19 protein-coding genes and 1 rRNA gene are annotated in these 18385 nt (G+C 66.9%); 14 read left to right on the top strand and 6 right to left on the bottom strand.

Annotation, left to right across the window (positions count from 1 at the left end; all coding sequences use genetic code 11):
• Positions 1–9 precede the first annotated feature (9 nt).
• The 12 genes from LXN00_RS00100 to LXN00_RS00045 all read left to right on the top strand — a co-directional run bounded on the left by LXN00_RS00100 (position 10) and on the right by LXN00_RS00045 (position 7683).
• Entirely contained in the window at positions 10–426 is a 417-nt protein-coding gene (locus LXN00_RS00100) for an Hsp20/alpha crystallin family protein (RefSeq protein WP_234502966.1), read from the top strand.
• A gap of 11 nt (positions 427–437) precedes the next feature.
• Positions 438–1124 carry a metallophosphoesterase gene (locus LXN00_RS00095; protein WP_234502964.1) on the top strand — a complete coding sequence of 229 codons (687 nt, stop codon included), beginning with the start codon at positions 438–440 and terminating at the stop codon, positions 1122–1124.
• Positions 1124–1546 (top strand): thioredoxin, encoded by a 423-nt coding sequence (gene trxA / locus LXN00_RS00090; protein WP_234502962.1) that lies wholly within the window; start codon positions 1124–1126, stop codon positions 1544–1546. Before LXN00_RS00095 ends, trxA begins: the two co-directional genes overlap by 1 nt.
• 12 nt (positions 1547–1558) lie before the next feature.
• Positions 1559–1969: an Hsp20/alpha crystallin family protein gene (locus LXN00_RS00085; RefSeq protein ID WP_234502960.1), complete on the top strand. Its 411-nt coding sequence runs from the start codon at positions 1559–1561 to the stop codon at positions 1967–1969.
• A 94-nt stretch (positions 1970–2063) separates the two neighbouring features.
• Positions 2064–2510 (top strand): DUF1931 family protein, encoded by a 447-nt coding sequence (locus LXN00_RS00080; protein WP_326491112.1) that lies wholly within the window; start codon positions 2064–2066, stop codon positions 2508–2510.
• A 2-nt stretch (positions 2511–2512) separates the two neighbouring features.
• Positions 2513–2929: a phosphate-starvation-inducible PsiE family protein gene (locus LXN00_RS00075; protein ID WP_234502956.1), complete on the top strand. Its 417-nt coding sequence runs from the start codon at positions 2513–2515 to the stop codon at positions 2927–2929.
• Positions 2926–3399 carry a cation:proton antiporter regulatory subunit gene (locus tag LXN00_RS00070; protein WP_234502953.1) on the top strand — a complete coding sequence of 158 codons (474 nt, stop codon included), beginning with the start codon at positions 2926–2928 and terminating at the stop codon, positions 3397–3399. The genes LXN00_RS00075 and LXN00_RS00070 overlap by 4 nt, the downstream gene beginning before the upstream one ends.
• On the top strand, positions 3399–4526 hold the full coding sequence (locus LXN00_RS00065) for a cation:proton antiporter (protein WP_234502949.1): 1128 nt from the start codon (positions 3399–3401) through the stop codon (positions 4524–4526). Before LXN00_RS00070 ends, LXN00_RS00065 begins: the two co-directional genes overlap by 1 nt.
• Positions 4527–4585: 59 nt before the next feature.
• Entirely contained in the window at positions 4586–5422 is an 837-nt protein-coding gene (locus tag LXN00_RS00060) for an SDH family Clp fold serine proteinase (RefSeq protein WP_234502947.1), read from the top strand.
• A 2-nt stretch (positions 5423–5424) separates the two neighbouring features.
• Entirely contained in the window at positions 5425–6057 is a 633-nt protein-coding gene (locus LXN00_RS00055; RefSeq protein ID WP_234502945.1) for a rhomboid family intramembrane serine protease, read from the top strand.
• A gap of 10 nt (positions 6058–6067) precedes the next feature.
• Positions 6068–6520 (top strand): HPP family protein, encoded by a 453-nt coding sequence (locus tag LXN00_RS00050; protein WP_234502942.1) that lies wholly within the window; start codon positions 6068–6070, stop codon positions 6518–6520.
• The gene (locus tag LXN00_RS00045; RefSeq protein ID WP_234502940.1) at positions 6520–7683 is read left to right on the top strand and encodes a cation:proton antiporter; all 1164 of its coding nucleotides are present in this window, start codon (positions 6520–6522) and stop codon (positions 7681–7683) included. Before LXN00_RS00050 ends, LXN00_RS00045 begins: the two co-directional genes overlap by 1 nt.
• Here the strand turns inward: LXN00_RS00045 and LXN00_RS00040 are convergent.
• A complete protein-coding gene (locus LXN00_RS00040; protein ID WP_234502937.1) occupies positions 7673–9286 on the bottom strand; it encodes a transglycosylase SLT domain-containing protein in 1614 nt (537 codons plus the stop codon). The genes LXN00_RS00045 and LXN00_RS00040 overlap by 11 nt on opposite strands.
• A 107-nt stretch (positions 9287–9393) precedes the next feature.
• Here LXN00_RS00040 and dnaB point away from each other — a divergent pair, with 107 nt between their 5' ends.
• Complete coding sequence (dnaB, locus tag LXN00_RS00035) at positions 9394–10749, top strand: replicative DNA helicase (protein ID WP_234502934.1); 1356 nt, start codon at positions 9394–9396, stop codon at positions 10747–10749.
• Here dnaB and LXN00_RS00030 read toward each other — a convergent pair.
• From LXN00_RS00030 to LXN00_RS00020, 3 genes are all read right to left on the bottom strand, one after another.
• Positions 10746–11291: a protoglobin domain-containing protein gene (locus LXN00_RS00030; RefSeq protein WP_234502931.1), complete on the bottom strand. Its 546-nt coding sequence runs from the start codon at positions 11289–11291 to the stop codon at positions 10746–10748. The two genes, dnaB and LXN00_RS00030, sit on opposite strands and share 4 nt — an antisense overlap.
• A gap of 100 nt (positions 11292–11391) precedes the next feature.
• The gene (locus LXN00_RS00025) at positions 11392–15870 is read right to left on the bottom strand and encodes a glutamate synthase-related protein (RefSeq protein ID WP_234502928.1); all 4479 of its coding nucleotides are present in this window, start codon (positions 15868–15870) and stop codon (positions 11392–11394) included.
• A gap of 111 nt (positions 15871–15981) precedes the next feature.
• On the bottom strand, positions 15982–16443 hold the full coding sequence (locus LXN00_RS00020; RefSeq protein WP_234502924.1) for a hypothetical protein: 462 nt from the start codon (positions 16441–16443) through the stop codon (positions 15982–15984).
• 39 nt (positions 16444–16482) lie between these two features.
• Between LXN00_RS00020 and LXN00_RS00015 the strand changes: the two genes are divergently transcribed.
• Entirely contained in the window at positions 16483–16713 is a 231-nt protein-coding gene (locus LXN00_RS00015; protein ID WP_234502920.1) for a hypothetical protein, read from the top strand.
• Here LXN00_RS00015 and guaB read toward each other — a convergent pair.
• Positions 16710–18194 (bottom strand): IMP dehydrogenase, encoded by a 1485-nt coding sequence (gene guaB / locus LXN00_RS00010; RefSeq protein ID WP_234502918.1) that lies wholly within the window; start codon positions 18192–18194, stop codon positions 16710–16712. The genes LXN00_RS00015 and guaB overlap by 4 nt on opposite strands.
• A gap of 128 nt (positions 18195–18322) precedes the next feature.
• Positions 18323–18385 (bottom strand): 16S ribosomal RNA (locus tag LXN00_RS00005); the annotation flags it as partial.

Below are 18385 nucleotides of genomic sequence, written 5' to 3'. Positions count from 1 at the left end.
TGATGGGAGATGTTGCGGTTTGATCCTTTTAGGGAGCTGGAGGAGCTTCAGGAAAGGCTGGCGCGGGCCTTCGTTCCCCAGGCCCAGCAGGGCCCCCGGGTCTACGCCCCGCCGGTGGATGTGATGGAGGACGCCGAAGGGCTCCACCTCCTCGTCTACCTCCCGGGGGTGGATCCTGCCAAGGTGGAGGTGGTGGCGGAAGAGGGCGTCCTCTCCGTGAAGGCGGAGCGGCCCCTGGAGAAGCAAGAGGGGGTGGCGTACCACCGGCTCGAGGGCCCCTACGGCACCTTCGCCCGGAGCTTCAACGTGCCCAGCACCTACGACCTCTCCCGGGTACAGGCCCGGTTCCGCCACGGCGTCTTGCACCTTCTCGTGCCCAAGGCGGAGGCCACGAAGCCCAAAAAGATCCAGGTCCAGGTGGAGTAAGGAGGTGAGGTATGCGGCGCACGGTAAGGTACATCCTGGCCACCTCTAACCCCATGGGAGACCTCGAGGCCCTGGAGAAGTTCGTCAAGGTGGCCCCGGACACGGGGGCGGACGCCATCGCCGTCATCGGCAACCTCATGCCCAAGACGGCCAAAAGCCGCGACTACGCTGCCTTCTTCCGCATCCTGTCCGAGGCGCACCTCCCCACCGTCTACATCCCCGGCCCCGAGGACGCCCCCATCTGGGAGTACCTGCGGGAGGCGGCCAACATTGAGCTGGTCCGGCCCGAGATGCGGAGCGTCCACGAAACCTTCACCTTCTGGAAAGGCCCCTACCTGGTGGCGGGGCTAGGCGGTACCATCACCGAGGACGGGGAGCCCGAGGAGCACGAGGCCCTGCGCTACCCTGCCTGGGTGGCGGAGTACCACCTGAAGGCCCTTTGGGAGCTTAAGGACTACCCCCGGATCTTCCTCTTCCACACCGCCCCCTACCACAAGGGCCTGGGCGAGGGGGGCTCCCACGAGGTGGCCCACCTCATCAAGACCCACAACCCCCTCCTCGCCATCGTGGCCGGTAGGGGCCAGAAGCACGAAATGCTGGGCGCAAGCTGGGTGGTGGTCCCCGGGGACCTTTCCGAAGGAGAGTATAGCCTCCTAGACCTCCGCGCCCGCAAGCTGGAAACGGGCAACGTGCGCTGATGGACAAGGTGGTGGTCTGCCCCAACTGCGGCGCCAAGAACCGGCTTGGGACGCCCCCGCCCGGCCAGGTACCTGTTTGCGGGGCCTGCAAGTCTCCCCTGCCCTGGATCGTGGAGGCGGACGAGCGGAGCTTCCCGGAGGAGGTGGCGGGGGCGCCCCTGGTGCTGGTGGACTTCTGGGCGCCCTGGTGCGGACCCTGCCGGATGGTGGCCCCCCTTTTGGAAGCCCTGGCCCAGGAGCACGCCGGCAAGCTCAAGGTGGTGAAGGTGAACACCGACTTTAACCCGGGGCTTGCCGCCCGGTACGGGGTGAGGAGCATCCCCACCCTGGTGCTCTTCCAACGAGGCCACCCGGTGGCCACCTGGGTGGGGGCAAGCCCCAAGCGGGTCCTGGTGGAGCGCCTTAAGCCCTACCTGGCCTGAAGGAGGTGGAAGATGCTGGAAAAGCTTTGGCCCTTTGGCAAGAACCGGGTGCGCAAGGCCTTTGAAGAGGCCCTGGAGAAGGCCTTCCAGGAAACCGAGGTTTTGGAACCCCTCTCCGAGCTGGAGGAGCACGAGGACCACTACCTCCTCCGGGTGGAGGTGCCCGGGCTCGGCCCCGAGAACCTCGAGGTGCGCCTGGAGGGGGACCAGCTCGTGGTGGAGGGGGAGAAGCGGGAGGAAAAGCGCACCAAGCACCTGGCGGAAATCGTCTACGGCAGGATCTACCGCGCTTACCTCCTGCCCAAGGACGCCAAGAAGGAGGGCATTGAGGCCCGCCTCCGCAAGGGGGTGTTGGAGGTGAGGATCCCGCGGGAAAAGCGCCCCGCCGAGCCCCCGGTGAAGATCCCCGTGAAGGAGGCCTAGAGGGTGCCCCGCCTCCCACGGCGGGGCCTTCTTTTATCAACTAACTTGACAAGCACATGCGCAATTCTTTACCATGACACACGGAGGGATGGCTATGCTGATGAAAGTAGCCGAGTTTGAGAAGCTTTTCCGCCTGGCCGCAGGCCTGGACGTGGACAAAAACGACCTCAAGCGGCTTTCCGATTTCCTCAGGAACAAGCTCTACGACCTCTTGGTGGTGGCCGAAAGGAACGCCAAGTACAACGGGCGGGACATCATCTTTGAACCCGACCTGCCCGTGACCAAGGGCCTCCAGGAAACCCTTAGGGCGTTCCGCCAAATGGACACCCAGCTGGAGCTCAAGCCCGTCCTGGACGCCCTAGCCGCTTTGCCGCCTCTGGACCTAGCGGTGTCGGAGGACGTGCAAAACCTCCTCCCCGAGCTCGCCGGGGCCTTGGTGGTGGCCTACGCCCGGGTGCTCAAGGAGCTGGACCCCGCCCTCAAGAACCCGGAAACCTCCCACCACGAACGGGCGGAGCGGGTCTTCAACCTCCTCCTCTAGCCATGCAGGAAGCCCTCCTCGCCCTTTACCGGAGGGCCACCCGCCTGGTCTTCAACCTGGTGGTGGTGGCCCTCCTGGTGGGCCTCTTCGTGGGGGTAGGGCGCACCTTCTTGGAGCTTGGGCTCACCCTCAGCGAGCCCACGGTGCGCCTGGGCCTGAAAGAGCTCGTTACCAACGTCCTAAGCCTGATTATCGTTCTGGAGCTAGTCCGGGTTTTTGTGGAATATTTTGAGTTTGAGCGGGTGCGCCTCGAGGTCCTCCTGGAGATCGGCGTGGCCCTAGCCCTAAGGGAGCTCCTCCTCCTGCTCTTTGCGGAGAAGATAGGGGGGCTAGACCTCTTCCTCTGGGCCCTGGGAATCCTCGCCCTGGTGGCGGGGCGCACCCTGGCCGTCCAGTTTTCCCCAAGGAGGGCGCGATGAAGGTGGAAGAAGTGGTGCTTCCTGGCGTAGGGCGCAAGTTCACCGTCACCGTGGGCAGTGGGGACCGGCTCGTCATCGTGGTCCACCACTCGGGCAAGCGGGAACTCCAGTACTTTGAGGCCGGGGAGGAGGACGAGCCCACCGCCACCCTGGACCTCACCGACGAGGAGGCCCGGGAACTCGGGGCCATCCTGGCCGGGGTCCTCTTCCACCCCGAGGCGGTGGGGGATACCCAGAGCAAGCTGGGGGCCAAGGTCATTGAGTGGATCAAGGTCCTCCCCGGCTCGAAGCTTGCCGGTCGCAAGGTGGGAGAGCTTCCCTTGCCGCCCGGAGCCCACCTCCTGGCCGTGGACCGGCCCGGGGCTCCCTTGATCCCCAACCCGGACCCCGAAGTGATGTTGGAGGTGGGGGACACCCTGGTGGTAGCGGGAAGCCGCGAGGCGGTGGAAGCCTTGAAGAGGAGCCTCTGATGCACCCCTCGGTGGAGGCCTTCGCCCTAGCCGCAGGGCTTCTCGCCCTGGGGGCAGCCCTGGTGCACCGCTTTGGCTTTCCTCCCCTTCCCGTCTACCTCCTCACAGGGCTTGCGGTGGGGGAAGGGCTTCCCGTGGAGGAGCTAGAGCCCCTGCCCTCCTTGGGGCTATTGCTCCTCCTCTTCTCCGTGGGCTTGGAGTTTGGACCAGACCGCCTTAGGGAGCTTTCCGGCAAGGCCACCCGGGCCGGGCTTTACGACGCCTTGGCCCTGCCCCTGGGGTTTCTCCTGGGGCTTCTCGCCGGGCTTGACCTGCGGGGGGCCGCCCTTTTGGCGGGGGTCATTTACATAAGCTCCAGCGCCGTCATCGTCAAGCTCATCATTGACCTGCGCCGGGCCGCCAACCCGGAAAGCGAGGTGGTCCTGGGGGTCTTGGTGCTGGAGGACCTGGTGGTGGCCTTCCTCCTCGCCCTCTTGGGCGGACACGGGGCAGCGGGCTTCCTGGGCGGGATCGCCCTCGCCACCCTTTACCTCCTCTTCGCCCGGTACTTGGGCCCGAGGCTTGTCCGGTTTATGGAGGGGCTTTCCGATGAGCTGGTCCTCCTCCTGGGCGCCGCCTTCACCGCCGGCACCGCCCTTCTCTTCCACGCCGTGGGCGCTTCCGAAGGCGTGGGGGCCTTCCTCTCCGGGGTCATCGCCGCTGGCCTTGGCCTTAGGGAAAGGCTAGAGCACCTCTTTGGCCCCGTGAGGGACCTGGGGGTGGCCCTTTTCTTCCTGGTGGTGGGGGCCGAGGCCCTGAAGCTCCTTAAGGGGCTTAGCCCCTTGGCGGTGGGGCTTGTGGTCCTGGGGCTTTTCCTCAAGCTCCCCCTCAACCACCTGGGCGGGGCCCAGGCCGGGCTTGGCCGCAAGCGGCGGCTCTATAGCGCCCTTTACCTGGTGCCCCGGGGCGAGTTCAACCTGGTCCTGGGAAGCCTGGCCCTGGCCCAAGGCTACCCCTTGGTGGCCCAGGTGGCGGTGCTTTTGGTGCTTCTCTCCATCCCCTTGGGGGCCCTCCTCATCCGCTACGCCCCGGAGCTGGGCGAACGCCTCTACCCAAGGGCCCCCAGGCCCAGGCGGGTAAGCTCCTAGGCCCGGATAGGGGCCTTGGGAAAGGCTTAGACTGGTAAACTCCTCCTTGGAGGTCACCTATGGACATTTTCTTCCAGCTTTTCTGGCTCTTCTTTATCCTCTCGGCCCTCTCCCCCTACTTCCAACAGCAGATGCTCTTGGGGGCCAGGGCCCGCAAGATCGCCGAGCTGGAGAGGAAGCGGGGTAGCCGGGTCATCACCCTCATCCACCGCCAGGAGGCGGTGAGCTTCTTGGGCATCCCCATCAGCCGCTTCATCAACATTGACGACTCCGAGCAGGTCCTCCGGGCCATCCGCCTCACGGACAAGAACATGCCCATTGACCTCATCCTCCACACCCCAGGGGGCCTGGTCCTGGCGGCGGAGCAGATCGCCGAGGCCCTTCTGCGCCACCCGGCCAAGGTAACCGTCTTCGTCCCCCACTACGCCATGTCGGGGGGTACCCTCATCGCCCTGGCCGCCGACGAGATCGTCATGGACGAAAACGCCGTACTAGGCCCCGTGGACCCCCAGCTCGGCCAGTACCCGGCGGCGAGCGTCCTCAAGGTCCTGGAAAAGAAGCCCCTCTCGGAGATTGACGACCAGACCCTCATCCTGGCGGACATAGCGGAAAAGGCCCTCAAGCAGGTGAAGGCCACGGTGAAGAACCTCCTCCTCAAGCACATGCCCGAGGAGAAGGCGGAGGAAGTGGCCCACCTCCTATCCCAAGGGACCTGGACCCACGACTACCCCATTGACGTGGCCCAGGCCAGGGGCTTGGGGCTCAACGTTTCCACGGACATGCCCCTGGAGGTCTACGAGCTCATGGACCTCTACCCTCAGGCCCAAGGCGGCAAGCCCAGCGTCCAGTACGTGCCCCTCCCCTACCGCCAGGAGCCCAAAGCCGGGAGGTCCTAAGCTTGTTTCCCCTTTACGACCTGAACCAGGCCCGCAGGCCCGCCCTGGTGGTTAAGGGGCTAGTTTTGGCCAACGCCCTGGTCTTCCTTTGGCAGCTCTCCGTGGGTCTAGAGGAAAGCGCCTACGCCCTAGGCTTCATCCCCGCCCGCTTCTTCGCCGACCCCCTGGGGGAAGGGTACCACCTTCTCACCAGCATGTTCCTCCATGGGAGCTTTTTCCACATTCTTTCCAACATGTGGTTCCTCTGGGTCTTCGGGGACAACGTGGAAGACCGCATGGGCCACGGGCGCTTCCTCCTCTTCTACCTTCTGGGCGGGGTGGCCGCTGCCCTGGCCCAGGGGCTTCTCACCCCCTTCTCCCCCGTACCCATGATAGGGGCGAGCGGGGCCGTTTCCGCGGTGCTCGGCGCCTACTACGCCCTCTTCCCCAGGGCGTACGTGGTTTCCCTGGTCCTCTTCATCTTCCCCTTGTTCGTCACCTTCCCCGCCGGGTTTTACCTGGGGTACTGGGCCTTCCTCCAGCTCATCCAGGGGCTTTTGGGCCTCCCCGGGGTGGCCTGGTGGGCCCACCTGGGAGGCTTCCTCTACGGGGTCCTCCTGGCCCCGCGCTTGGCCCGGAGGTGGCGGCGCTGGTAAACTCTGGCCCATGAAGGTAGCCGAGCTCATGACCCCAAGCCCGGATACCATCGGGCCCGAGGCCACCCTCGAGGAAGCCGCCCGGCGCATCCTGGAAAAGCGCTACGGGAGCCTTCCCGTGGTGGACCGGGAAGGATACCTCCTGGGGCTTCTCCAGGTGGAGGAGCTCCTACCCCGGCCCGAGAACATCCCCTTCTCCGACGTGGAGGCTTTGCAACTCTTTGGGGAGTGGGTAGATGAAAGCTTCCTGGAAGACATCTACCGCCGTTACCAAAAAACCCCGGTAAAGGCGGTCATGCGCACGGATATCCCCCGCGTCCACCCGGAGGACCCCGCCGGTAAAGCCCTAGGGGTCCTCCTCACCACCGAGGTGCGCCACCTCCCCGTGGTGGACCGGGAGAACAAGGTGGTGGGCATCCTCACCCGGAGCGATTTCCTCAAGCTTTTCCTAAGGAGGGGCTGATGCACGGGGCAGGGCACCTGCTCGAGGTCTTCTACCTCCTCCTCGCCGCCCAGGTCATGGCCTTCCTCTTCCGGCGGCTCAACCAGCCCGTGGTCATCGGGGAGGTCCTGGCGGGGGTACTGGTGGGACCTTCCCTCTTGGGCCTGGTACACGAGGGGGAGATCCTGGAGTTTTTGGCCGAACTCGGGGCCATCTTCCTCCTCTTCATGGTGGGACTGGAAACCCGGCTAAGGGACATCCTGGCCGTGGGCAAGGAGGCCTTTTTGGTGGCCGTCTTGGGCGTGGCCTTTCCCTTTGTGGGGGGCTACCTCTTTGGCCTTCAAATCGGCTTCGCCACCCTCCCCTCCCTCTTCCTGGGCACCGCCCTGGTGGCCACCAGCGTGGGCATCACCGCCCGCGTGCTCCAGGAGCTTGGGGTGCTTTCCCGCCCCTACGCCCGCATCATCCTGGGGGCAGCGGTGATTGACGACGTTCTAGGCCTCATCGTTCTGGCGGTGGTGAACGGGGTGGCCAAGACCGGGCAGGTGGAAACGGGGGCCATCCTAGAACTCATCCTCCTCTCCGTCCTTTTCGTGGGGGCTGCCATCCTCCTCTCCACCCTCTTCGTCCGGCTCCCCCTGGAGCGCCTGCCGGTGGGAAGCCCCTTGGGCTTCGCCCTGGCCCTCGGGGTGGGCATGGCCGCCCTGGCCGCCAGCATCGGCCTGGCCCCCATTGTGGGGGCCTTCCTGGGGGGGATGCTCCTTTCCGAGGTTCGGGAGAAGTACCGCCTGGAGGAGCCCATCTTCGCCGTGGAAAGCTTCCTCGCCCCCCTCTTCTTCGCCATGGTGGGGGTGCGGCTGGAGCTTTCCGCCCTCTTCTCCCCCGCCGTTTTGGTGGCGGGAAGCGTGGTCACGGTCATCGCCATCCTGGGCAAGGTTCTCGGGGGGTTCCTGGGGGCCCTCACCCAGGGGGTCCGGAGCGCCCTCACCGTGGGGGTGGGCATGGCCCCCCGGGGGGAGGTGGGCCTCATCGTGGCCGCCTTGGGCCTGGCAGCGGGAGCGGTGAACGAGGAGGAGTACGCCATCGTGCTCTTCATGGTGGTCTTCACCACCCTCTTCGCCCCCTTCGCCCTGAAGCCCCTCATCGCCTGGACGGAGCGGGGGCTCCGCCAGGCTAAGGAATAGCCTGGTAGGCGGCGTAGGCGGAAAGGACCTGGCCCAGGTACTCCCGGGGCTCGTCCCGCTCCTGGAAGCGGAGGAAGGCCCAAAGGTTGCCCTCCCGGGCGATGCCCCGGGCGGTGTAGCCGATGCCCCCGTTGTAGGCGGTGAGGACGCAGACGAGCCCTTCCCTGTCCTTTAGGCCCAAAGCCTCGCACCGTTCCCCAAGCCAGCGCAGGTAACGGGCGGCGTAGCGGATGGCGCTTTCCGGGTCAAAGGGGTCGGCGGGGGGCTCCCCGAGCATCCGGGCCACGTCCGCCCAGGTGCTCCGTAGAAACTGGGCCAGGCCCAGGGCCCCCGTGGGGCTCACCGCCCGGGGGTCAAAGCGGCTTTCCACGTGGAGGAGGGCGAAAAGTAGGTTGGGGTCCAATCCCTCCCTCTGGGCGTAGGCCTCCACCCAGTCCCGGTAGGCCCGGGGGTAGGCCAAGGCGGTGGGCCAGGCGGCGCGGATCCCCTCCCGGTACATCCCGAGGCGGTAGAAGAGGGGAACGAGCTCGGGCCAGGCCTCGGGCCGTTGCCAAAGGAGGTAGCGGGCCTCCCCCCGGGCCCAGGCCTCCCGGCCCCCCATGAGGAGGGCCTCCACCCGGGAGGCCTCCGGCACGGGGGGCGCAGGGGGTGGAGGAGGGGGCGGGCTTGGGCGCTTGCCCAAGAGGAGCCCCAAGCCCCCTTGGAGAAGGGCCAAGGCCGCCTCCTGCACCCCCACGTCCCCCAGGGTTCCCGCGAGGAAATAGGCCCGCAGGGCGGCGTCGTCGGCGTAGGGGCTTTCCGTGCGGGCAAGCTTTAGGTAGCGGACAAGGGCCTCCCCCTTGCGCCCAAGCCGCTCCAGGAGGGCCGTGGCCCGCCAAAGGCCCTCAGGGGTGCTCTCCTCATAGAGGGCCAAGGCCTCCTCCACCCGGCCCATTTCCTCCAGAACCCTTCCCTGGGCGTACCGGGCCTCCGGGTGGGGATAGCGGGAAAAGGCCTCTAAAGCCTCTTCCCGCCGCCCCAGGCGCCAAAGGGCGTAGCCGAGCCCCAATAGCCCTCGAGGCTCCGCCTCCGCCCAGGCCCGGTAATGGGGCAACGCCTCCCGGTAGCGCCCTAGGCGGTAAAGGGCCTGGGCCCGCAGGTCCGGCCTCGCCCCCGGGGGAAGGACCTGGAGGAGCGCCTCGTAGGCCCGGCCCCGGAAGAGGGCCTCCCAAAGCCTCTCTCCCTCCCCAAGGCGCAAGAGGGCCGCCACCGCCTCCTCCTCGGGCAGAAGCCTTTCCCAAGCGGAAAAGGCCCTGGGATCCCTTGCCGCCTCCAAAAGGGGCGCCGCCACCCGCCAGGCGGCCTTGGCCTCCCAGCCCGGCTCAAAGGCCCTCACCCCCTCCAAGAAGAGGGCGTAGCGCCAGGCGTACTCCGCCCTTTCCGCCAAGGGCACCTCTTCCCGTTCCACCAGCTGCCAGCCGGCGAGCATCCGGGCATACCCTTCCCCCGCTAGGGCCACCTGCCGGAGCTCGGCCAGGCTTCCCCTCTCCAAGCGGGCGTAGTCCGGGGGAAGCCCCTGGGCTTGGCAGGCGGCGAGGAGGAAGAAGAGGGCAAGCCAGCGCACGTCCCTACCCTACCCCACCCCCCTGAGAGGCGGAAAAGAGGCAATCCTTCCCCCAAGGAAAGCCCCCTGGCATCCGGCGGGGGGTTAGGCGTAGCCTAGGAAGGCTTATGGCCCAGTTGCCGGGTTATCCCGAAGGACGTATTCCACCCCATAGCCTCGAGGCGGAGCAGAGCGTCCTTGGGGCCATCCTCCTGGATTCGGACGTCCTGGACGAACTGGAAGGCCTCCTCCCCTCCCCCGAGGCCTTCTACACCGAGGCCCACCGCAAGATCTACGCCGCCATGCAGGCCCTAAGGGGCCAGGGGAAGCCCGTGGACCTGGTCACCCTGGCCGAGGAACTCTCCCGCAGGAACGAGCTGGAGGGGGTGGGGGGGCTGAGCTACCTGGTGCAGCTTTCCGAGGCCACCCCCACCGCCGCCTACGCCGAGCACTACGCCCGCATCGTGGCGGAGAAGTGGACCCTGCGCAAGCTCATCCAGGCGGCGGGGGAGGCCATGCGCCTGGCCTATGAGGAGGCGGGGAGCCTGGACGAGATCCTGGACACCGCCGGGAAGAAGATCCTCGAGGTGGCCCTCACCCAGACGGACACCGAGGCCCGGGCTATGCGGGAACTGGTCCACGAAACCTTTGAGCACATTGAGGCCCTCTTCCAGAACAAGGGCGAGGTGGCGGGGGTGCGCACGGGCTTCAAGGAGCTGGACCAGCTCATCGGCACCCTCTCCCCGGGCTCCCTAAACATCATCGCCGCCCGCCCCGCCATGGGCAAAACCGCCTTCGCCCTCACCATCGCCCAACACGCCGCCCTGAAGGAGGGGGTGGGGGTGGGCATCTACTCCCTGGAGATGCCCGCCGCCCAACTCACCCTGCGCATGATGTGCTCCGAGGCCCGCATTGACATGAACCGGGTGCGCCTTGGGCAGCTTTCCGACCGGGACTTCTCCCGCCTGGTGGACGTGGCGGGCCGCCTTTCCGAAGCCCCCATCTACATTGACGACACCCCCGACCTGACCCTGATGGAACTCCGCGCCCGCGCCCGGCGGCTTAAGAGCCAGTACGGGGTGGGCCTTCTCATCATTGACTATCTGCAACTCATGGCCGGGCCCGGGGGCGGCAAGCAGGGGGAAAACCGCCAGCAGGAAATCGCCGCCATCTCCCGGGGGCTCAAGGCCCTGGCCCGGGAGCTCAACGTGCCCGTCATCGCCCTAAGCCAGCTTTCCCGGGCAGTAGAGGCCAGGCCCAACAAGCGCCCCATGCTCTCGGACCTCCGGGAGTCGGGCTCCATTGAGCAGGACGCCGACCTGGTGATGTTCATCTACCGGGACGAGTACTATAACCCCCACTCGGAGAAAGCGGGGGTGGCAGAGATCATCGTGGGCAAGCAAAGAAACGGCCCCACGGGCACGGTGGAGCTCCAGTTCCACGCCCAGCACGTGCGCTTCAACGACCTGGCCAAGGAGCCCTAGGAGAGCAGGGCCGCCGCCCCTTGGGAAAGAGCCTCCTTGAGGTCCCGGTAGCCCAGGGAAAGCCCCAGGGAGAGGGCCTCGAGGTAGCTTTCCTCAATGAGCCCGATCTCTATGGCGATAATCTTCTCAAAGGCCTCCACGGCGCTAAAAATCTCAGGGCCCCTAAGGGCGGTGCGCAGGTGCTCCAGGGAAAGCTCCTGCACGATGCCCATGGCGGGGATCATGGCCCGGGGCCCAATCCCCAGCCGGGCGTGCACCAGGCCGATGCGCCGACGCCTTTCCGCATAGGCCCCGTCGTACACCCCCGAGAAGAGGTCGCCATACCAACGGGCGAAGGTGCCGTAAAGCCTTTCCACCCTCCCCGGCACCGCATGGAGGATCTCCGAAAGCTCGGGGTCCCGCCCTAGGTAATCGTAAAAGGCCAGGGCCACCTCGGGGGCGATGGGGGTCATCACCTGGCCCAGGTCAGCGAGGAGCCGGGCATGGGCCTCGGTAAAGCCGGTGCGGCGTTTCAGGAGGTCCAAGAGCGCCCCAGGATGCACGGGACAAATGTACCTCCTTGGGGGCCCCCCTGTCCATAAGGCGAGGCCCCCGGGGTTCCCGGGGGCCCTTGCTTTTCCGGGACGGAAGCCCAGAAGCGCGCTACTCCGTGCTCACCCCTTGCTCCACCTGCTGGCTCACCGGCTCCACCATGCGGAAGTGGGCCGCCGGGTCTTCCAAGAGCTTCTCCAACCGCTTGGCCTTCTCCTCCCGCTTGGCTTCCCGAAGCACGGCGATGTAGGCGGAAAGGAGTTCCCGCACGTCCTCCACGCCCCTAGCGTCCAAGGGCTTCACCGCCACCTTGGCCCCCTTGGCCAAGCGGCGCTTCATGGCCTCCTCGGTAAGGCCCATCTCCGGCCAGTGGCGCAGATAGACCCTTCCCCCCGTCATCCCCGAGCAGATCCAAGGCCCCGGGTCCCCCAGGACCAAGGCCCGACCCCGGGTCATGTACTCAAAGGCGAAGCCCTTGGCCTGCGCCCGAGCGGCCAGGTTGCCGAGATCGTCCCTCAAGGGGCGCTCGGGCTCCCCACCCAGGATCACGTCCGCCCCGGAAAGGCGGATACAGAAGCGGCTATCGGCCACCCCCTCCACGATAAGGAGGCCGCCAATGGCCCCGTAGGCGAAGCTCTTGCCCACGGAACCGTCCACGTAGGCCCCGTAGGGGTTGCGCCCCTTCAGGACGGCCACGGTGCCGCCAAAGGCGCTCTTGGCCACCCCGTCTTGGGCCCCGCCCTCCACCACCACCTTCATCCCATCCACGTTGAAGGCGGCCAGGCCGTTTCCGGCGATGCTCCCGGCGTCAAAGCGGAGCTCCACCTCCGCCTCAAAGCCCTTGCCGTAAAGCCGCCTGCGGGCGATCTCCCCGGCCAAATGGGCGCCCAAGGCCCGGTCCGTGGAGTCCACGGGACCCTCCTGGAACAAAAGCCGCCTGCCCCCTTCCGCATAGGCCCCCATGACCACCTCGGTGATGGTGCGGGTGAGCTGGTTGAGAGGCTTCCTGAGCACGTGGGCCGAGGTGTCCTTGAGCCACTCGGGCTCCTCCACAGGGGCGAAGAAGTAGCTCAGGTCCAGCTCCTCCAGGTGGTCCCGCTGGTAGAGGAGGTCCGAGCGCCCCCGAAGCTCCCTCAGGGAACGGGCCCCCAAGGCGGCCACCATCTCCCTAAGGGCCTCCCCCATGGCCCCGAAGAAGCGGGTGAGTTGCTCCACCGCCCGCTCCAGGTCCTGGGGCACGAAGCGCTTGAGGCCGTGGGCCAGGGCCTCCTCCACCGTCTCTATCTGCGTGGTGATGCCCACGTGGCAGGTGTCCAGCTGGCAGCCGCGGCAGATGGTGCAGCCGATGGCCACCATGGCCATGGTGGCCATGCCCACCCGGTCCGCCCCCAGGAGGACCATCCGGAGCACATCGTAGGCGGTCTTAAGCCCGCCGTCGGCCCAGATCTCCACCTTGTCCCTTAGGCCCGCCCGCACCAAGGCCCGGTGGGCCCGGCGCACCCCGAGCTCCACGGGAAGGCCAGCGTACTTGAGGGCGTGGAGCCTTGCCGCCCCCGTGCCCCCTTCAAAGCCGGAGAGGGTGATGACGTCCGCCCCCGCCTTGGCGATGCCCACGGCGATGGTGCCGATGCCCGGAATAACGGGCACCTTCACGGAAACGAGGGCCTTGGGGTTCACCGTCTTGAGCTCCTCAATGAGCTGGGCCAGGTCCTCAATGGAGTAGAGGTCGTGGTTGTTGGAGGGGCTGATGAGGTCCACCCCGGGCACGGCGTTGCGGGCGGCCGCCACCTTGGGGGAGACCTTCTTGCCGGGCAGGTGGCCCCCTTCCCCGGGCTTGGCCCCCTGGCCGATCTTGATCTCAATGACGCTGGCGGAGTTCAGCATGTAGGCGTGGACGCCAAAGCGGCCCGAGGCCACCTGTTGCCCCCGCCAGTGGGTGTACTTGCCCAGCATGTCCGGGATCTCTCCACCTTCCCCGTTGATGCAAAGCATGTTGAGGCGTTTGGCCGCCTCCACGTACGCGCGGAAGGAGGCCTCCCCCTGGGAGCCAAAGCTCATGGCGCTGATGAGGAAGGGCAGGGAATGCCCCCCCACGGAGAGGTCCACCTCCTCCGGGGAGACCTCGCTCCTTTCGGGGAAGCGCACCTCCAAGAGTTGCCGGGCGGCCACGGGGCTTTCCCGCTCCAAGGAGCGAACCTTTTCCTGGAAATGGCTGTAGGGGGCCTGGCCCGAGGCCACCTCCTGGGCCGCTTTGTAAATCCTCGGGTTGAAGCGGAAGTCCTTGGCGGGCAGGACCTTTTCCGCCCGCAGGAAGCCTTCCCGCTCCAAAAGGGTGCGCTCCAGCTCCAAAAAGCCGTAGCCTGCGGCCTCCGAGCCCAGGAAGTTGCGGGTGCCGAAGTACTCCGCCAGCTCAGGCTTAAGCCCGATGGAGCTGAAGATCCTCCCGTAGCCCCGGAGCTCGTGGATGCCCATGGTGGAAATGACCTTCTCCAGGCCCTTGCGGAGGGCCTCGAGGGCGTTCGCCACCCCCTTGCGCCCCTCCAGGGCCCTCGCCTTTTCCTCAAGAAGCCAAGGCGCCACCGCCTCCGCCCCCAGGCCCAGGAGGAAGGCCACGTCGTGCAGGTTGCGCACGCCCCCGGAGTGGACGAGGAGGGAGGTGCGCCGCCTTAAGGCGATGCCCTCGGCGTCCCGCTTGAGGAGGGCCCGGTTCACCGCCGCCACCGCCAGGCCGATGTCAATCCACACCCCCCCCTGGAAGGCCTCCCGGTCGGAGAGGATGAGGACCTCGGCCCCCTCCTCCACCGCCTTCACCGCCTCCTCCTCCAAGCGCTTGAGCCCGGCGAGGAGCCCCTCCTCCACGGTGAACTGGGGCACCAGGGTCCGGGTCTTAAAGCGGGCGCGCACCTCCGCCAGGGTCAGGGTGCCAAAGGCCTCCGCCAGGCCGGGGTCGGACTCCAGGACGATAGGAAGGAGGAGCTCCACCACCTCTCCCCCGCCCCGCCCATCGGGCAAGGGGCGGCGGCCCAGGAGGGTGCGGGTGGAGAAGTGCTCAATCTCCCGCTCCCGGTCAATGGCGGGGTTGGTCACCACCGCCACGGTCTCCTTGAAGAACTCGGAGAGGTTGGGTTTCTCCGGGTTGAGGGCGGCCAAGGGGCCATCGTAGCCCAAGGAGCCGATGGGCTCGTTGCCCGTTTTGGCCAGGGCCTCCAGGTAGGCCCCGTCCCAGCGGTCCCAGCCGAAGGCCCTCTCCAGGCCCAAGGGGGGCGGGGCGGGCTTCTCCTCCACCTCCACCCCGCTTCCCCCCGCCACCGGGGGGGGTGCCTGGCGGATGGGCCCCTTGAGGTGAACCCGGTAGCCCTGCACCGGGGTGCGGGCCAGGGTCCTCTCCAGGACCTGGCGCTGGTGGCGGTCAAAGGGCAGGACCTTGGGGCCTTCCGGGGTGAGGCGGAGGTAGACCTTCTCGCCCGGGGCCAAGGGCTTGGGCTCGCTCACGAACTCCTCGGCGTTGAAAACGCCCCGCTCCGAGGAGAAGACGATCTCGTAAGGGGTTTCAAACTGCCAAAGGGGCCTCAGGCCCATGGCGTCCGTGGCGAAGACGGCCTCGTCCCGGTGGCGGCTCACGATGGCGGCGGGCCCTTGGGCCAAGGGGCCGAAGCGTTGCCTCAGGGCCAGGTAGAGGTCCTGGAGCTCCTCCGGCAGGGCCTTTACCTCCCCTAGAACCGGGGGGAAGACCAGGTCCATGGCCTCGGGCAGGGAGAGGCCGTAGCGGTAGATGAGCCCCTCCAGCATGCGGTTCAGGTCCTGGGAGTCCGAGCCCCCGGTGCGGGGGATGCCCAGGTAGTCCATCTCCCGCCTCAGGCGCTCAATGGTGTTGATCTCGCCGTTGTGGCCCAAGAGGCCAAAGGGCTGCACCTGTTCAAAGGTGGAGAGGGTGTTGGTGGAGTAGCGGTTGTGCCCTAGGGCGATGGTGCTCTTGAACTCGGGACGGGAAAGCTCGGGGTAGTAGCGCTTCAGAAGCTCCGCCGCCCCCCGCACCTTGTAGACCACGCTATGGGTGGAAAGGGAGACCACGTGCACGGGGAAGAGGGCCTCGAGGCGAAGCCCGAGCTCCCACAAAGGGCCATCCCCGTCCGGGCTGAGCCCCGCCACCTGGAGGAAGATGGGCTCGGTGCGCCGCCCCACGGGGCCCAGGACCCCGCTCACCACCTCCCCTCGGCGGAAGTGCACGGGGCGCACGCCAAGCCGTTGCCCTTCCCGCTTTAGGAGGGCGAAAAACTCCTCCACCCGGGCCTCTTCCCCCTTGGGGAGGAAGAAGTGGCCCACGAAGAAGCGGGGGTTGAAGGCAAGCTCGGGCTCTAGCCCCGCCTCCTCCAGGAAGCGGGCCCAAAGCTCCCGGGGGATATCGGTCTGGATGCCCGTGCCGTCCCCTTCTCCTCGGATGGCCCCCGCCCGGTGGGCCATGCGGTAGAGGCTCTCTAGGGTCCGCCGCACGATGCGGTGGGAAGGCTTGCCGCTCTTCTCCACCATGGCGATGATGCCACAGGCGTCCTGGCCTAGGGGGATATCCGGGTAAGCTTCCTTCCAGGTCATCTTCGGCTCCTTCATTGGACTGGGGAAACGGTGTAGGCAAAGATATGCACGTCGTTCCCCGGATTATACACGCCCTAGGCGAGAGGGTCAAGGATCTTGGGAAACGCGGCACTAGACCCCGGGCACCCGGTGGAAGGCGTTGAGGAAGAGGGGAAGCTCCCTTTGCCGCTCCTCCTGCTCCTTTAGGGCTTCCTCAAAGGCCACGGGGTCCATGAGGAGGGCGGGCAGACGGAGCCAGCCCAGGTAGTAGGCCCCCGCCTGGCCCGGGTACCGAAGCCTCCCCCGCTCCTCGGGGTAAAGGAGGGCCTCAAAGGCCAAGGGGCCCTCCAGGTAGGGGGCATCGCCAAGCCAGCGCAGGGCCTCCTTGAGGCGCAAGGGGTTGCTCCAGAAGCCAAAGCGGAGCCTCTGGTCCAGGTGCTCCAGGGCCAAAAGCCTCCCCGAGGCGGCAAGCTCTAGGCGCTTCAAGCGGAGCCTGGCGTACTGGGCGAGGCCGAGCACCTCCCGGGAAAGACCCCGGGCGATGAGGAGCCTCGAGGCCACCACGTAGTCCTGGTACTCCCGGTAAGGGTCCATGCGCCCAGGATGCCACGCGGGCCGGGGTAGGATGGTGCCATGGACCGCGAGGCCTGGGTCATGCGGGCGGTGGAGGCGTTGCGCTTCGCCAGCTTCAAGGACATCCAGCGCTACCTGGACGAGGAAGGCGAGCCCTTTTCCAAGAAGGAGTTGGAGGACACCCTCAAAGCCCTGGTGGCCAAGGGCCTTTTGGAGGAAAAAGAGGGCACCTACCGCCTGGCCCGCAAAAAGGGGGGCGCCGAGGCCTTGAAGAGGCTCTTCGGCGACTAGCGGGAGTAGTTGGGGGCCTCCTTGATGACCACCACGTCGTGGGGGTGGCTCTCAATGAGGCCGGCCATGGTCATGCGCACGAAGCGGGCCTTTTTGCGGAAGGTTTCTATGTCCGGGGCGCCCACGTAGCCCATGGCGCTCCTCAACCCCCCCACGATCTGGTAAAGCACGTCCGCCACCGGTCCCTTGTAGGGCACCATGCCCTCAATCCCCTCGGGGACGAGCTTCTTGGCCTCCGTCTCCCCGCCCTTGCCGGGGTCTTGGAAGTAGCGGTCGGCGGACCCTTGGCGCATGGCCCCCAGGGAGCCCATCCCCCGGTAGAGCTTGTAGCGCCGGCCGTCCTTGAGCACCTCCTCCCCCGGGGCCTCGTCGGTGCCCGCCAGCATGCTCCCGAGCATCACCGTGTGGGCCCCGGCGGCGATGGCCTTGGCCACGTCCCCCGTGTACTTGATGCCGCCATCGGCGATGATGGGGACGTCCAAACCCTCCACCCCGGCCACCGCCTCGAGGATGGCGGAGATCTGCGGCACCCCCACCCCCGTCACCACCCGGGTGGTGCAGATGGAACCGGGGCCGATGCCCACCTTCACCGCATCCGCCCCCCGCTCCGCCAACGCCCGGGCCCCTTCCCGGGTGGCCACGTTCCCGGCGATGACCTCCACCTTGTCCCCGAAGGTCTCTTTCAGGTATAGGAGGGCTTCCAGGATCCCCTTGGAGTGCCCGTGGGCCGAGTCCAGGACCAGCACGTCCACCCCCGCCTCCACCAGAGCCTGAGCCCTTTCCGGAAGGTCCCTGCTCGCCCCCACCGCCGCCCCCACCAGAAGCCGGCCCAGGGCGTCCTTGGCGGCGTTCGGGTACTGCTTGCGCTTCACGATGTCCTTGAGGGTGAGAAGCCCCTTAAGCCTCCCCGCCTCGTCCACCAGGGGAAGCTTCTCCACCTTATGGCGGCGCAAGATCTCCTCCGCCTCCTCCAAGGTGGTACCGGGCGGGGCGGTGATGAGGCGCTCCAAGGGGGTCATGACCTCGGTGACGGGGCGCTTGAGGTCCCGCTCAAAGCGGAGGTCGCGGTTGGTCACGAGGCCCAAGAGCTTCCCGTAAAGGTCCACCACGGGAAGCCCCCCGATGCGGTACTCCCGCATGAGGCGTTCGGCGTCCTCGAGGGTGGCCGTGGGGGGCAGGGTCACGGGGTCCTGGATCATGCCCGCCTCGGAGCGCTTCACCTTGCGCACCATGGCCGCCTGGGCCTCTATGGAGAGGTTCTTGTGGATGACCCCAAGCCCCCCCTCCCGGGCCATGGCGATGGCCATCTCCGCCTCCGTCACCGTGTCCATGGCGGCGGAGAGGATGGGGATGTTGAGCGTGAGCCTTTTGGTGAGCCGGGTCTTGACGGAAACCTCCTTGGGCAGGACCTCGGAGTAGTCCGGCAAGAGGAGGACGTCGTCAAAGGTTAACCCCTCGTACACGATCTTCCCCTCGTACATCCTTCCCAGGGTATACCCTTTAAGGGCATTGGTCCAGAGGTAGGGGAAAAGGCGCAAAAAAATAACCCCCCTAAAAGGGGGGTGCGCAGGTGGGGAGGAGCGCGGGAACAGGCATCTTTGCTCCTTAGAAAGGAGGTGATCCAGCCGCACCTTCCGGTACAGCTACCTTGTTACGACTTCGCCCCAGTCAC

Source organism: Thermus brockianus, from assembly GCF_021462505.1.
In the GTDB taxonomy this organism is placed as follows: Bacteria; Deinococcota; Deinococci; order Deinococcales; family Thermaceae; genus Thermus; species Thermus hydrothermalis.
The sequence above is the reverse complement of the archived record's forward strand: the minus strand, read 5'-3'. Positions and strand labels throughout refer to the sequence as shown.